This window comes from Asaia sp. As-1742, from assembly GCF_011753235.1.
GTDB lineage: Bacteria > Pseudomonadota > Alphaproteobacteria > Acetobacterales > Acetobacteraceae > Asaia > Asaia bogorensis_B.
The window spans coordinates 13,972-27,353 of the sequence record NZ_VWWA01000008.1; the positions used below are offsets into that span (position 1 = coordinate 13,972).

The following is a 13,382-nucleotide window of genomic DNA, read 5'->3' on the forward strand; positions in this document are numbered from 1 at the left end:
TTGGGCCCCTGTGTGTCCTGAACCTGAAATGGAGAAAACGATGGCGATTATTCTGGTAACCGGCGCAACAGCCGGGTTTGGTCAGGCTATTGCAAAGCGTCTGGTCAAGGAAGGCCATCGTGTGATCGGGACCGGCCGACGGGCGGAACGGCTTGAGGCCATGAAGAAAGAGCTGGGCGAGGCGTTTCTGCCGCAGGTGCTCGATGTGACCGATGCCGAAAAGGTTCAGGCCCTGCCCGCTAGCCTGCCGCCCGCATGGCGTCAGGTCGATGTGGTGATCAATAATGCCGGTCTGGCCCTTGGTGTGGGCAAGGCACAGGATTCCGATCTCAAGGATTGGAAAACGATGATTGACACGAATGTGACGGGTGTCGTGGATGTCACTCGCGCGTTTCTTCCACAGATGGTCGAACGCAATCACGGATACATCATTACGCTTGGTAGTATCGCAGGGACTTACCCCTATGTCGGGGGCAATGTTTACGGAGCCACCAAGGCGTTTGTCGGTCAGTTCATGCGTAATCTGCGCACTGACCTGCTGGGAACGAAAATCCGTGCGAGCACGATCGAACCGGGACTGTGCGGGGGCAGCGAATTCAGCAATGTGCGGTTGCGTGACAATCAGAAGGCAGCGGATGTCTATAAAGGGACTGATCCGCTGACGCCGGAAGATATCGCCGCGACCGTTTCCTGGCTGCTGAGCTTGCCGCCGCATGTCAATATCAACGCCATCGAGATGATGCCTGTCTGTCAGGCCGCTGGTGGCCTCGCAGTGGATCGAAACAGTGACTGAACTTTCTTTGGGTCTGGCCCGCAAGCTACCCGGTAAATATCTTGTTAGAAATGGCCATGAGTTCGAGCTCAAATCGATCAGGCCACAAGATCACGGCGGCTTGCACAAGGACAAAGTGGAAGCGTGGCTGACCAAACGCCGCGAGCATCTGGGCGCCTTGCAGGAAAGACTGGCTTCTGAGCATCGTCACACCATGCTTGTGGTTCTCCAGGGCATGGATGGGGCGGGCAAGGACAGTCTGATCCTCAATGTCATGACGGGCATGAACCCTCAGGGCACCAAGGTGGTCTCGTTCAAGAAGCCAAGTGAGATCGAGCTCGCACATGACTACTTGTGGCGCGTCCACATGGCCATACCGAGCCGTGGTCAGGTGGGGGTGTTCAACCGCAGCCACTACGAGGATGTGCTTGTCGCCCGTGTTCATGCTGACACGCTCGATACGAACGGCATGAAGGGCGATCCGACAAAGCGCGAGTTTTGGGATAATCGCCTGCAGGATATCCGCGATTTCGAGGCCTATCTGGGCCGGCAGGGCATCCATATTCTCAAGGTCATGCTGCACATGTCGCCCGAGTGTCAGCAAGAGCGTCTGCTGCGTCGCCTCCATCGGCCGGACAAGCGCTGGAAGTTCGATGAGAGCGATCTGGCGGAACGTCAGTTCTGGCCCGCTTACCAGACAGCCTATGAAGAAGCGATCCGGGCGACGGCGACCGAGCACGCGCCCTGGCTTGTCGTGCCGTCAAACAAGAAATGGTACTCACGCCTGGTCGTGATGGAAGCCCTGATTGCAAAGCTCGAAAGTCTGAGCCCGGAGCCACCGCCGCCATCGCCTGAGATTCTTGAAAACCTTGGTCGGCTCGAAGCCAAGATCAAGGCGAGCAAGATACCCGGCTGATCTTCCTTTCCTGCAAGGTCGCCACCCGAGGGCCCCTTGCAGGATAGCAAAAACATGCGTTGTCAGTGCGCGTCCTTACGCGCCGTCCTGATCTGCTCGCGCATCTCCTCAGCCGAGATGGCACCGGGAATGATCGCGCTCGTACCGAAAACGAAGGTCGGCGTACCATCGAGGCCGATCAGCCTTGCTTCGGCCAGATTCTCGTTGATCTGCGCGGCAACGCTTGATGCGTGCATGTCAGTCACCAGCTTGTCAGCATTCAGCCCATTGGCCGTAGCGAGCTGACGGATACGATCCAGGGTAGGGGGTGTCGTGTCCTGCATCAGGGCGCGCTTCATCTTTTCGTAGCCGCCCTGCAGTGCGGCGGCGAAAATGGCCTGCGTGTCCAGCACGCTCTTTTCGCTCAGTACCGGCACCAGCTTTTCGACCAGACGCAGCTTGCTGTCCGACTTCAGTAGGGCATCGACGACAGGCACCATGCTGCGGCAATAGCCGCAGCGCGGGTCGAGAAACTCCACGATGGTGAGATCGCCCTGCGGGTTGCCGCGCACCGTGTAGTCGGGCCCCTTTTGCAGACGCTCACGATCGGAGCGGACATGGGTGAGGGCGTCATCTGCTGCCTTCTGCTGGGCGCCCTGACGCAGGGCCACGATGGCGTCGCTCAGAATGCTTGGGTCATTCTTCAGGGCATCGCGCAGGATCGTCACGATCTCGGCGCGCTGGGCCGGGCTGAAAGATGATTCCGTTGGGGCAGACGCATTATTGGGGGCAGCAAGGGCCGGAGCGACGGTCGACACGGTCAGACCAAGGGCGAGAAAGGTGCCGGCAAGCCGGGCACGGGTCGGGCGGGTCATGAGGACGATCCTGCTGGTCGTGAAAGACATGGGCGTGAAGAAAACACGCTTCTGCATAGGCCAGCAAAAGCGATTTCGCAAAACCGGAACCGGGCACGCGGTTGCCCATCGCCCGGATCATGGTTAGATGCGTTAACGAACCCAATTTCCGGACAGTTGCCTCTTCGCCCCCCGAAGATGCCCAAACCCGTCCGGAACAGTAGAGAAAAGGCTTGCCGGGTCATGGAGACACCGCACGTGGCGCATCGTCAGTCGAATGCCCCCTGTCGCCCCGCAGGGCGCTTTGCGCTCAAGGCAGGGTTGCGCCCGGCTTGTGCCCTGACGGCAGCCATGCTGCTCGCCGGGTGCAGCGATGTCGCGCATATCGGTCATAGCCTGTTCGGCAAGACCACGCCCATCGTGACCGGCTATATCGGGACAGTAGTGGCCGATGAGCCGCGGGCGGCCCTGATCGGGCGCGATGTGCTGGTGCATGGCGGCAATGCAGCCGATGCTGCCGCTGCAGTCGGGATGGCGCTGTCGGTCACCCTGCCATCGCGTGCCTCTCTGGGCGGTGGTGGCGCCTGCCTGGCCACACGCGCCAATGAGGCCCCCCAGGCTTTCGTGTTCCTGCCCGGTTCAGCCAGTGCTTCGGGTGCAGCCACGCGCCAGGCGGCGATACCGATGACGCCGCGTGGGTTGTTCACCATGCAGCTTCGCTACGGCACCGTCGAATTTGCTGATATCCTTGGTCCGTCCGTTCGTCTTGCCCGCAGCGGCACCACAGTCAGCCGCGTGCTGGCCAACGATATTGCTGCGGTACATGACCCCCTCTTCGCCGATGACGCCGCACGCAGCGTTTTCAGCCGTCCCGATGGCGCGCCGCTGCAAAATGGCGATGCGCTGGTGCAGTCCCAGCTGGCAAGCTTTCTGGAGCGCATGACCAATGTTGGTGTGGGCGATCTGTACAACGGGGCGCTTGGCGGGATCTTCGTCGAAGGGGCCAACAAGGCAGGGGGCGGCCTTTCGACCACAGCGCTGCGTAACGCCATGCCAGCACAGATCGCGCCGCTACAGGTTGAGCAGGATGGCTATGTGGCCTCGTTCCTGCCGCCGCCTGCTGATGGTGGGCTTGGTGCCGCGGCAGCGTTCCACTCCGGCGCTTCCGCACAGAGCGTGGTGGCAACGTGGCGCAGCGAGGACCGTCATGGCCTGAGCAATGACGCCCTCCTCAGCGCAGCACAGACCCTGGTGAATGGCGGATCCAGCCGCGGTGGCTCCCTGCCGTCGCTTCCGGCCTCGACCTCCTTTGTCGTGACAGACAACAAGGGCGGCGCTGTGGCCTGCGCCCTGACCGACAACAATTTGTTCGGCACAGGTCGTATGGCTGAAGGAACGGGCGTTTTGCTGGCCGCGGCACCGGGGCGCTATCCGGCACCGCTTCTGGCTGCTGCCATTGTGCAGCGTCGCGGCACCCTGACTGGTGCCGCCGCCGCCTCCGGCCAGAACGATGCGGCCGATGCGCTGGCTCAGGCTGCACGGGCGATCGTCTCTGGCACGACGGTGCCGCATGAAGGGCAGGGGCGCGTCAATGCCTCGGTCTGCAAGGGCGGCAATTGCCAGGGTGATACCGATCCGCGGGGTGGCGGTCTTTCCGTGGGCAGTGTGAACAACTGACCCCTCGTGATCTCTCGCATCTGGGCCATCGAGGCCGGATGCGGGAGCATGAATTGTTTGTGGAAACGACATTTATACCCCCTGGAAACAGGGGGTATTTTTTATGCCCGTCCCCTTGTGCAAAAGGGGCGTGATCATGATATGTTCTCAAGAACAAATGTGAACGATCAACACGAATCGCTCCGCCCCGATTGCCGATTTTCATGAGTTCGGCAACACTGGTGTGAGCGGAGGACAGGATATGAGCGTGGACAGGACGAAAGCACTCGAAGGTGCGCTGAGCCAGATCGAACGGGCTTTCGGCAAGGGGTCGATCATGCGCATGGGGCAGCGCCCCAAGGAGCAGGCCGATGTGATTTCCACGGGCTCGCTGGGCCTCGATATCGGCCTCGGTATCGGCGGTCTGCCGCGCGGCCGTATCATCGAGATCTACGGCCCGGAAAGCTCCGGCAAGACGACATTGGCGCTTCATGCCATTGCCGAAGCCCAGAAGAAGGGCGGAACCTGCGCCTTCATTGATGCTGAACATGCGCTCGATCCGGGTTATGCCCGCAAGCTTGGGGTGGATGTCGACAATCTTCTGCTCAGCCAGCCTGACGCCGGTGAACAGGCTCTGGAAATTGCCGATACGCTGGTGCGTTCCGGTGCCGTCGACGTGCTGGTGGTCGATTCTGTGGCGGCACTGGTGCCGCGTGCGGAACTTGAGGGCGATATGGGCGACAGCCATGTCGGTCTTCATGCCCGTCTGATGAGCCAGGCCCTGCGCAAGCTGACTGGCACGGTCTCGCGCTCGAATACGATGGTGATCTTCCTCAACCAGATCCGCATGAAGATCGGCGTGATGTTCGGCAATCCTGAGACCACGACCGGGGGTAACGCGCTCAAATTCTACGCGTCGGTGCGTCTGGATATCCGCCGTATCGGTTCGATCAAGGACCGCGACGAGGTGGTGGGCAACCAGACACGCGTGAAGGTGGTCAAGAACAAGATGGCCCCGCCTTTCCGTCAGGTTGAATTCGACATCATGTATGGCGAGGGCATCAGCAAGGTTGGCGAACTGATCGATCTGGGCGTCAAGGCCAACATCGTCGAGAAATCGGGTGCCTGGTTCTCGTATGACAGCACCCGCGTGGGTCAGGGGCGTGAGAATGCCAAGCAGTTCCTGCGCGATCATCCCGAGATGGCAGCCGATATCGAACGTCGTATTCGCGAGCAGGCTGGTGTGGTGGCTGAGGCCATGATGACCTCGCCGGAAGAGCAGGAAGACGAAGCCGAGGCCTGAGTCCTGTCACCCCTGTTGCAGGCAGGGTAGCGCGAGACTGAATTGAAAAGACCCGCTGCATCCCCGGTGATGCAGCGGGTCTTTTTATGGGTCATTCAGTGCGGACTGGAAAATGTCGTGCCGGGGGGACTTAACGCCCGCCCGGTACGATCTCCTTGTTGGTTTTACGCCTGACCCTGAGACTGACTGAAGCCTCCGGCATCAAATGCCTTGGGGGGTGCCCAATAGGCAGCGGCCAGTTCGTTCTGGCAGGTTTCGATCTGTTCCTGAATCCAGTGCATACATTCATGCAGCCCACGAATGATGATTTCCTCGGCTGTCTGGTCATCCAGCATGGCCCGTAATTCGCCAAGGCGTTCCTGCACCGCCGAGCTTTGCTTGCGCAGGTTGTAGTGTGTTGCGAGGGCACCCAGAACAGAGTCGGCATGACGCAGGTTGAGTGCAAGGGAGCGCGGAAAACCCTCATTCTTGAGCAGGAAACCAACCACATTGGCAGGCGTGGTCGTCACCGGTTTGAGGCGGCGAAAGGCGTGATAGGCCGCAGCCGAGCGCAGCACGGACGCCCATTGTGTCATGTCGATTTCCGACCCCACCTCGGCAGCATCGGGCAGAAGCGTATGATAGCGCGTGTCGATCAGTCGTGTGATCTGGTCACTGCGCTCCAGATGCCGACCCAGCAGATAGAACAGCCAGGCCTGATCGCGATAGAGCGTCCCTTCCGTCACACCGGCATGGGACTGGCATTCCTGCTTGATGCGGTTGCACAGGGCCGAAAGCCCTGTGCGTCGTATGTCGCCGGGCGTGAGGTCCAGCATCCAGCGCGTGAACACATTGAGCTGCATCCACATCTCGGTCGAGATAAGGGGGCGTGCAGAGCGGGCATTTTCGCGCACGGCGTGGGCCATGGCCCGGATCGAACTCGGGTTGGAGCAATCCGTGATGTAGAAGCACAGATAATCCTCCTCCCTCGCGGCAGGATAGAGGGCGCGAAACCGCTCTTCATCGCTGTTGATGTGGACGATTGAATCCCATACCGGGCGGCCATCGGCACCCCGCACGAAAGCCTCGGTTACTTCGAGCACGCGGGCGAGGTTTTCGATGCGCTCCATATAGCGTGCAAGCCACATCATGTTCTCGGCATAGCGCGAGAGCAGGGTGTTCAGGTCGGGCTGTATGCCTGAGACATAGGGGTTGAAGCGGCTCATGCTGACATCACCCAGGTATCCTTCGAGCCACCACCCTGCGATGAATTCACCACCAGAGACCCCTTTCGCAGCGCGACGCGGGACAGCCCGCCAGGCAGAACCCAGGTGGATTGCCCTGTTACCGCGAAGGGACGCAGATCGACGTGACGCCCCTCCACACCGGCGGGGCAGAGTGTCGGCACAACAGAAAGATCAATGACTGGCTGGCTGATGTAATTGGCCGGATTTTCGATCAGCTTCTCGCGAAAGGCCTCAAGCTCGCTTTCGGTCGCATGGGGTCCGATGATGAGACCATAGCCCCCGGAATCGCCGACGGGCTTAACTACGAGATTAGCGAGATTATCGAGCGTGTGAGCCAATCCCTCGGGCTCAGCGCAGATATGGGTTTCCACACTGTCGAGAATAGCGTCTTCGTCGAGATAGTAGCGAATGATGCGAGGCATATAGGCATAGATGGCTTTGTCGTCGGCCACTCCGGTGCCCAGTGCATTGGCAAGGGTCACGTTGCCACGACAATAGGCCTCCACAAGGCCCGGAACACCCAGCAGGCTCTCGGGATTGAACGCCAGTGGATCAAGGAACGCGTCGTCGATACGGCGGTAGATCGAGTGGACAGGGCGCAGCCCGGCAACGGTGCGCATGAAGACATGGTGATTCTCGACCACCAGATCGCGCCCCTCGACGAGCGGCACGCCCATTTCACGGGCCAGAAACACATGCTCGAAATAGGCGGAATTATACATGCCCGGCGAAAGCAGAACCACTTGCGGGTCCGTCACGCCCTTGGGGGCCACGTCGCAAAGGGCGCGATGCAGCCTGATGCCATAATCCTCGACAGAGCGAAGCTTGATGCCCGAAGCCAGATCAGGCAGCAGGCGCAGCATCATGTGGCGGTTTTCGATGACGTAGGAGACCCCGGAAGGGGTGCGTGCATTGTCCTCAAGCACGAGGAAGCGCCCCGAGCGGTCGCGTATGAGGTCAGTGCCGTTGATGTGGACATACACACCGCCCGGCACGTCCACCCCGATCATCGCCTTGCAGTAATTGGCGTTCTTGAGCACGAGATCCGCCGGGACGACGCCGTCATCCAGAATACGGCGCTCATGATAGATGTCCCACAGGAAGAGATTGATGGCCTTGACGCGCTGCTGCACGCCCTTCTCGACAAATGCCCATTCCTCAGCAGTGAGCAGGCGGGGGATCATGTCGAAAGGCAGGATACGATCGATGGCCTCGCGTTCGGTATAGACCGTAAAGGTGATACCCAGACGCCAGAGCAGGTTTTCTGCGTCGGTCGTTCGCTCGCGCAGGTCGGTAAGGGTGAGATGGGCCAGACGTTCCTGCACCTTCTGCAGGGCTTCGGGCAGTTCACTGCCCCGGTTCATCAGCTCGCAGTAAAAGGCGGGCGTGTCATAGGTCGAAAAAATACCGGCTTCATGGATGGGCGAGGCGTCGAGCGCCATATTTTCTCACCTTCTTGTTGGGGAGGGTCTGGTGTATCCTGAACCGAAACGTTACGGTTGTTTATTAAACTACCAAAATTCGTGACTTGCCAAGCACTAAAAGAAAGGCTGTTCCGGGCGGGTTCGCCGGTTTATTGCTGTCAAACAGAATATCAGCCCAATGGTTGCAAGGCGCCGCTTGAACCGGTGGCGGGCGGCAGGGGGCAGGCGTCATGGAGAATGCACGATGGTCCCTGAAGGCGCCTCATCGGGGCAGGTAGGGGACATGCAGGGAAAGCGCAGGCAAGGGAGTGTCATGAAACCAGGCCCAGCGGCGCGCGCAGGATGAGCCAGCCAGTGCTGCTTAATCATCGCACGTCCTATCGTTACGACCGGATGGTGTCGCTTGGTCCGCAGACGATCCGCCTGCGGCCGCCATCGCGCACGCGTAATGCGATCATGACCTATGCGCTTTCCATAGGGCCGGATCATGCCGGACTGGACTGGCATCACGACAGACATGGCAACATGGTCTCCGAGGTGCGTTTCTCCGATCGCATGTCGCAATTCGTGGTTGATGTGAGCATGATTGTCGATCTCGCCCCCTATAATCCGCTGGACATGGGCGTGAGATCGTCTGACGGTGAAATGGCGCTCGATCAGGCCTATCGCCGCCCCGTGACGGAGGATGCGGTACTGGCCCCGTTTCTGTCTGCCGAAGACGCATCGCCGATCGGGAGCCCTCTCGAACGCCTGTCCAGGCTGGCGCGCCGCATCGCAACCAGGCTGCACTACATGCGCCGCATGGAGCCGGGTGTCTGGACGCCTCAGGAAACCCTGAAACGCGAGGCCGGGTCATGCCGTGACAGCGCGTGGCTGCTGATCGCCCTGGCCCGTCATATGGGTTACGCAGCGCGTTTCGTCTCGGGTTATCTCATCGAGCCCTCTGCCCTTCAGGCTGATCCGGACCGCCTGACCTGTGACCTGCATGCCTGGGCCGAAATTCTGGTGCCGGAGCATGGCTGGGTGGGGTTTGACACGACATCGGGTCTGATCGCAGCGCAGAACCATATTCCGCTGGCCGCTTCGGATACGCCTGATGCCGCCGCACCGATCTCAGGGTTGCTGGATCAGTGTCAGGCGGAATTCGATGTGATGATGCAGGCGCATTTTCTGCATCGGGCGTAGCCCAATGACGGGCGAGGCGGGAACCAAAGCAGTCACGCGCAGTTCCGGGTCATAACCTCATCGGGATGATCAGATCGTGAAGCTTTTTTCGTGCGAATGCTGCGCTCAGCCGCTCTTTTTTGAAAATACGAGATGCGAGTCATGCCATCACGAAGTAGGGTATCTGCATAAGCTGGCCGATCTGACAGCGCTCAATCCGGCCGAGGAACCCGGAAAATGGTATCCCATGGAGCCGGGCCTTGAGGATCAGGTGCATGTCTATTGCGCCAACCGTCAGTATGACGCCTGCAACTGGCTGCTCGGCCCGCAGGAAGCGGCTGAAGGTCCGTATTGCTATGCCTGCCAGTTCAACCGCACGATCCCCGATCTGTCGGACCCGCATAATCTGGAGCGCTGGCGCAAGATCGAGGTCGCCAAGCATCGCCTTTTCCACGCGCTGATCCGGCTCGACCTGCCAATGGTCAACCGGCGACAGGACCCTGAAAACGGGCTGGCTTTTGACTTTCTGGACGATGCGCCCGACGGTTCGGCTCCTGTCATGACCGGTCATGACAACGGCCTGATCACCCTTGCCGTGCGTGAAGCCGATGACGACCAGCGCGAGCGTATGCGCGTGGAGATGGGCGAGTATTACCGGACCCTGCTCGGGCATTTCAGGCACGAGATCGGGCATTATTTCTGGAACGTGCTGATACGCGATGGAGGAAGGCTGGAACGCTGCCGCGCTGTATTCGGCGATGACCGGCAGGATTATCAGGCAGCCCTCAAGTCGCATTACGCCAAGCCGCCTTCGGAAGGCTGGCGCGAGACGCATGTCAGTGTCTATGCCGCCTCTCACCCGTGGGAGGATTTCGCCGAGACCTGGGCGCATTATCTGCACATTGTCTCAACGCTCGAAACGGCGTGGCTTTATGGCATTGCCATTGCCCCGCAGACACCCGAAGCAGCGCAATACTCCACCCCGGCAGTGAGTGGTAATCCCTATCGTACCCTAAGCTTTGACGAGATCATGAATGCATGGCTCCCCCTGAGCATGGCCGTGAACAGCCTTAATCGCTCCATGGGGCTTCAGGATTTCTATCCTTTCGTCCTCACGGGGGCGATAAGGCAGAAACTGGCTTTCATCCATGATGTCATTCGCGAAACGCAGCAGAGCCGCGACGCGCAGCGACAGGATCAGTCCGAGCGCGCCGCCGTCACGATGTCAGAAGGTCACGCAGCGGAGTGAGGTAATCCGCCAGCGGCACGCGCAAGGGCATGAGGTAGGCGCTCTCGCCGCGTGCACGCACCGCCTCAAGGATCGTCCGTGCGAACGCAATATTGGCGTCAAGCTTCGGTTCGAAATCCGAGGGAAAGACAACGTGATTGACGCGCTCCCAATAGGCGCGTGACTTGGGGCCGATCACGGGTGAGAGTCCCCAGAACACCTGATCATTCTCCAGCCACGAGGCACACAGATCGAACAGCCTCTGGTCGAACAGGGGCTGGGTGAAAAACCCCGCGGCACCGGCATCGCGTTTCTGCTGGATCGTCTCCAGTTCCTGCCAGGGGGCACGACGATATGGATCGAAGGCCGCATAGACCGTGAGGTGAGGGGCCTCACGCCGATATCGTGCAATGATGTCAGCGCTGCTGTTGGGCCAGATGCGGTGTGTCGAATCCGGAGGTGGATCGCCCGCAATGACAAGAATCTCGCGCAGTCCTTCCTGCTCCGCACAGGGCAGGGGTGCATCGGGGTCGATATCAATGGCGCGGATGTGCGGGATGGCTGCATAGCCCTGACCCTGCGCGAGCGCGGCACCCTCCCATGAGCGCAGGGGCAGGCGCAGAAGGTCGGGCAGGTTGATGGTCGATACGTCAGGCGCGATCTGCCTTACCGTGGCCAGATCCTCTGTCAGGCTTTGCGTGTCGCGCGGGATCAGCTCGATGGCGATACGGCTCATGGAGTCTGTTCGCTCCGACCCGGGCCGTCCTGTCCATTTTCCAGAATCTGGCGCGCTGCCTGCAGGGTGTTGTGCAGCAGGCAGGCAATGGTCATGGGGCCAACGCCACCGGGCACCGGTGTGATATAGCCAGCGATCGGCGCGGCCTCGTCAAAGGCGACATCACCCACCAGACGCGTCTTGCCGTCCGGCAGGGCGATGCGCGTAATGCCGACGTCGATGACTGTCGCGCCGGGCTTGATCCAGTCGCCACGCACCAGCCCGTTCTTGCCTGTTGCGACCACAAGGATATCCCCCTCGCGGGCCAGCGCCCTCGCATCCTTTGTGTCGATATGACCGACCGATACCGTGCAGCCTTCCTTGAGCAGCAGCTGCGCCATGGGTTTGCCCACCAGATTGGACGCCCCGATGATGACGGCATGAAGCCCGCGCAGCGCGGGCAGCGTCTCCTTGAGCAGGATGAGACACCCCAGAGGCGTGCAGGGCACCAGCCCGTCAATACCCAGGCTCAGCCTGCCGGCATTGACCTCGCCCAGACCATCCACATCCTTGTGGGGGGCAATGGCGTTGGTCACCAGAATCGGGTCGATCTGCTTCGGCAGGGGAAGCTGGACCAGAATACCGTGGATCTGGGGATCGGCATTGAGGCGGGCAATCAGTTCCAGCAACTCGTCCTGCGACGTGGTCTCGGGCAGCATGTGCATGAATGAGCGCATACCAGCGCGATGGGTCTGGATGGCCTTGTTGCGGACATAGACCTCGCTTGCAGGATCATCGCCGACCAGCACGACAGCCAGCCCCGGAATCTTGCCGGTGCGCTCGCGCAGGGTTTCGGCCTCGGCCTTGACGCGATCCGTCAGGCGGCGTGCGATGGCCTTGCCGTCGATGAGCTTTTCTGAAAGCGCCGGATCGTGTTTCATGGCTGCAATTCCTGTAGCAGGGCGATCGGCACGGGCAGCACCCGGACGATGGCCTCAGAGACGAGTGAGGAACGGACGTGACCGAGGCAATACGCAAGAACTTCGCAAGTGACAACATCGCGCCAGTCTGCCCCGAGGTGATGAATGCTCTCATACGCGTCAATGAGGGGGCAGCGCCGTCTTATGGAGAGGATTCCGAGACCGAAAGACTGACGACGCTCATGCGCGAGGCTTTCGATCATCCGGTCTGGGTCTTTCCCGTGGCCACGGGTACGGCCGCCAACAGCCTTGCGCTGTCCGCGTCCACCGCGCCTTTTGGTGCCGTGATCTGCGACCAGAGCGCCCATATTGCCAATGATGAGGGCGGGGCGCCAGAGTTCTTCATGCATGGGGCAAGGCTGATGCCCCTGCCTTCGCCTGACGGGCGCATGGATCCAGCCGCCCTTGACCGGGCCTTGGTGACCAATGCCGGGGGCGGGGTCCATACCAGCCCGATCCAGACGCTTTCGCTGACACAGAGCACGGAATGGGGCACGGTCTATTCTCTCGATCACCTTGCAGCCCTGACGTCACGCGCCAGAGAGTCCGATCTTGCCACGCATCTGGACGGCGCCCGTCTGGGCAATGCCATTGCCGCACTCAATTGCACACCTGCCGATATGACCTGGAAGGCCGGGTTCGACATGGTGAGCTTCGGCGGCACAAAGAATGGCGGCATGGCGTCAGAGGCCGTGCTGATCTTCAGGGAAGATCTGGCGAGAAATTTTGCCCGGCGTATCAAACGTGGCGGGCATCTCTGGTCGAAGCAGCGTTATCTGAGCGCACAGCTTGCGGCGCTGGTGGAAAATGATCTTTGGCTGCGCCATGCCCTTCACGCCAATACCATGGCCCAGCGCCTCGCTCATGGTTTGCGCCGCCATCCTGCGGCGTCCCTGCCTTTCGAGGTGCAGAGCAACGAGGTGTTTGTCGTGTTGCCCGAACGGAGTGTGGCCGCGCTGGAGGCTCAGGGTTTCGTGTTCTATCGCTGGACAACGCCGCCCGGAATCGACGGGGTACTGATACGCCTCGTGACCTGCTGGGCGACCGAAGCGCGGGATGTTGACTACTTTCTCGAAGCGCTCTGATCCGGTTTTTTAACCGAGCATAAAAAAAGGGGCGCTCGGCCATGCCGGACGCCCCTTTTTCTGTGCGTTTCGTTATGCGG

At 60.6% G+C, this 13,382-nt stretch carries 12 protein-coding genes; 7 read left to right on the top strand and 5 right to left on the bottom strand.

Annotated features, from left to right (window positions below):
- The first annotated feature begins 40 nt into the window (after positions 1 to 40).
- Both F3J08_RS12050 and F3J08_RS12055 read left to right on the top strand, forming a co-directional pair.
- A complete protein-coding gene (locus tag F3J08_RS12050) occupies positions 41 to 793 on the top strand; it encodes an SDR family NAD(P)-dependent oxidoreductase (RefSeq protein ID WP_205206975.1) in 753 nt (250 codons plus the stop codon).
- Positions 786 to 1,688 carry a PPK2 family polyphosphate kinase gene (locus F3J08_RS12055; protein WP_370458724.1) on the top strand — a complete coding sequence of 301 codons (903 nt, stop codon included), beginning with the start codon at positions 786 to 788 and terminating at the stop codon, positions 1,686 to 1,688. Before F3J08_RS12050 ends, F3J08_RS12055 begins: the two co-directional genes overlap by 8 nt.
- A gap of 62 nt (positions 1,689 to 1,750) precedes the next feature.
- On the opposite strand, the gene F3J08_RS12060 is transcribed toward F3J08_RS12055, so the two are convergent.
- Positions 1,751 to 2,542 (bottom strand): DsbA family protein, encoded by a 792-nt coding sequence (locus F3J08_RS12060; protein WP_166930230.1) that lies wholly within the window; start codon positions 2,540 to 2,542, stop codon positions 1,751 to 1,753.
- A 222-nt stretch (positions 2,543 to 2,764) separates the two neighbouring features.
- Between F3J08_RS12060 and F3J08_RS12065 the strand changes: the two genes are divergently transcribed.
- The gene (locus F3J08_RS12065; protein WP_166930231.1) at positions 2,765 to 4,198 is read left to right on the top strand and encodes a gamma-glutamyltransferase; all 1,434 of its coding nucleotides are present in this window, start codon (positions 2,765 to 2,767) and stop codon (positions 4,196 to 4,198) included.
- A gap of 241 nt (positions 4,199 to 4,439) precedes the next feature.
- Positions 4,440 to 5,480, top strand: a complete 1,041-nt coding sequence (recA, locus tag F3J08_RS12070; RefSeq protein ID WP_122038551.1) for a recombinase RecA — start codon at positions 4,440 to 4,442, stop codon at positions 5,478 to 5,480.
- A 164-nt stretch (positions 5,481 to 5,644) separates the two neighbouring features.
- Here recA and F3J08_RS12075 read toward each other — a convergent pair whose 3' ends face one another.
- The gene (locus F3J08_RS12075; RefSeq protein ID WP_162922173.1) at positions 5,645 to 6,685 is read right to left on the bottom strand and encodes an alpha-E domain-containing protein; all 1,041 of its coding nucleotides are present in this window, start codon (positions 6,683 to 6,685) and stop codon (positions 5,645 to 5,647) included.
- Positions 6,682 to 8,148: a circularly permuted type 2 ATP-grasp protein gene (locus tag F3J08_RS12080; protein ID WP_166930234.1), complete on the bottom strand. Its 1,467-nt coding sequence runs from the start codon at positions 8,146 to 8,148 to the stop codon at positions 6,682 to 6,684. Before F3J08_RS12080 ends, F3J08_RS12075 begins: the two co-directional genes overlap by 4 nt.
- 324 nt (positions 8,149 to 8,472) lie before the next feature.
- Here F3J08_RS12080 and F3J08_RS12085 point away from each other — a divergent pair, with 324 nt between their 5' ends.
- Both F3J08_RS12085 and F3J08_RS12090 read left to right on the top strand, forming a co-directional pair.
- Positions 8,473 to 9,315, top strand: a complete 843-nt coding sequence (locus tag F3J08_RS12085; RefSeq protein ID WP_166930236.1) for a transglutaminase family protein — start codon at positions 8,473 to 8,475, stop codon at positions 9,313 to 9,315.
- Positions 9,316 to 9,391: 76 nt separating this feature from the next.
- On the top strand, positions 9,392 to 10,543 hold the full coding sequence (locus F3J08_RS12090) for a putative zinc-binding metallopeptidase (RefSeq protein WP_166930238.1): 1,152 nt from the start codon (positions 9,392 to 9,394) through the stop codon (positions 10,541 to 10,543).
- On the opposite strand, the gene F3J08_RS12095 is transcribed toward F3J08_RS12090, so the two are convergent.
- Together F3J08_RS12095 and folD are read right to left on the bottom strand one after the other, a co-directional pair.
- A complete protein-coding gene (locus F3J08_RS12095; protein WP_122038547.1) occupies positions 10,512 to 11,258 on the bottom strand; it encodes a methylenetetrahydrofolate reductase in 747 nt (248 codons plus the stop codon). The genes F3J08_RS12090 and F3J08_RS12095 overlap by 32 nt on opposite strands.
- A complete protein-coding gene (gene folD, locus F3J08_RS12100; protein WP_166930240.1) occupies positions 11,255 to 12,178 on the bottom strand; it encodes a bifunctional methylenetetrahydrofolate dehydrogenase/methenyltetrahydrofolate cyclohydrolase FolD in 924 nt (307 codons plus the stop codon). The genes F3J08_RS12095 and folD overlap by 4 nt, the downstream gene beginning before the upstream one ends.
- Positions 12,179 to 12,255: 77 nt before the next feature.
- Between folD and F3J08_RS12105 the strand changes: the two genes are divergently transcribed.
- Positions 12,256 to 13,302 (top strand): low specificity L-threonine aldolase, encoded by a 1,047-nt coding sequence (locus F3J08_RS12105; RefSeq protein WP_166930242.1) that lies wholly within the window; start codon positions 12,256 to 12,258, stop codon positions 13,300 to 13,302.
- Positions 13,303 to 13,382 lie beyond the last annotated feature (80 nt).

Bases quoted from the DNA above. Each gene is read 5' to 3' on its own strand.
- F3J08_RS12065 (WP_166930231.1), top strand. From the start codon at position 2,765: ATGGAGACACCGCACGTGGCGCATCGTCAGTCGAATGCCCCCTGTCGC.
- F3J08_RS12060 (WP_166930230.1), bottom strand. From the start codon at position 2,542: ATGACCCGCCCGACCCGTGCCCGGCTTGCCGGCACCTTTCTCGCCCTT.
- recA (WP_122038551.1), top strand. From the start codon at position 4,440: ATGAGCGTGGACAGGACGAAAGCACTCGAAGGTGCGCTGAGCCAGATC.
- folD (WP_166930240.1), bottom strand. From the start codon at position 12,178: ATGAAACACGATCCGGCGCTTTCAGAAAAGCTCATCGACGGCAAGGCC.
- F3J08_RS12080 (WP_166930234.1), bottom strand. From the start codon at position 8,148: ATGGCGCTCGACGCCTCGCCCATCCATGAAGCCGGTATTTTTTCGACC.
- F3J08_RS12085 (WP_166930236.1), top strand. From the start codon at position 8,473: ATGAGCCAGCCAGTGCTGCTTAATCATCGCACGTCCTATCGTTACGAC.
- F3J08_RS12095 (WP_122038547.1), bottom strand. From the start codon at position 11,258: ATGAGCCGTATCGCCATCGAGCTGATCCCGCGCGACACGCAAAGCCTG.
- F3J08_RS12075 (WP_162922173.1), bottom strand. From the start codon at position 6,685: ATGAGCCGCTTCAACCCCTATGTCTCAGGCATACAGCCCGACCTGAAC.
- F3J08_RS12050 (WP_205206975.1), top strand. From the start codon at position 41: ATGGCGATTATTCTGGTAACCGGCGCAACAGCCGGGTTTGGTCAGGCT.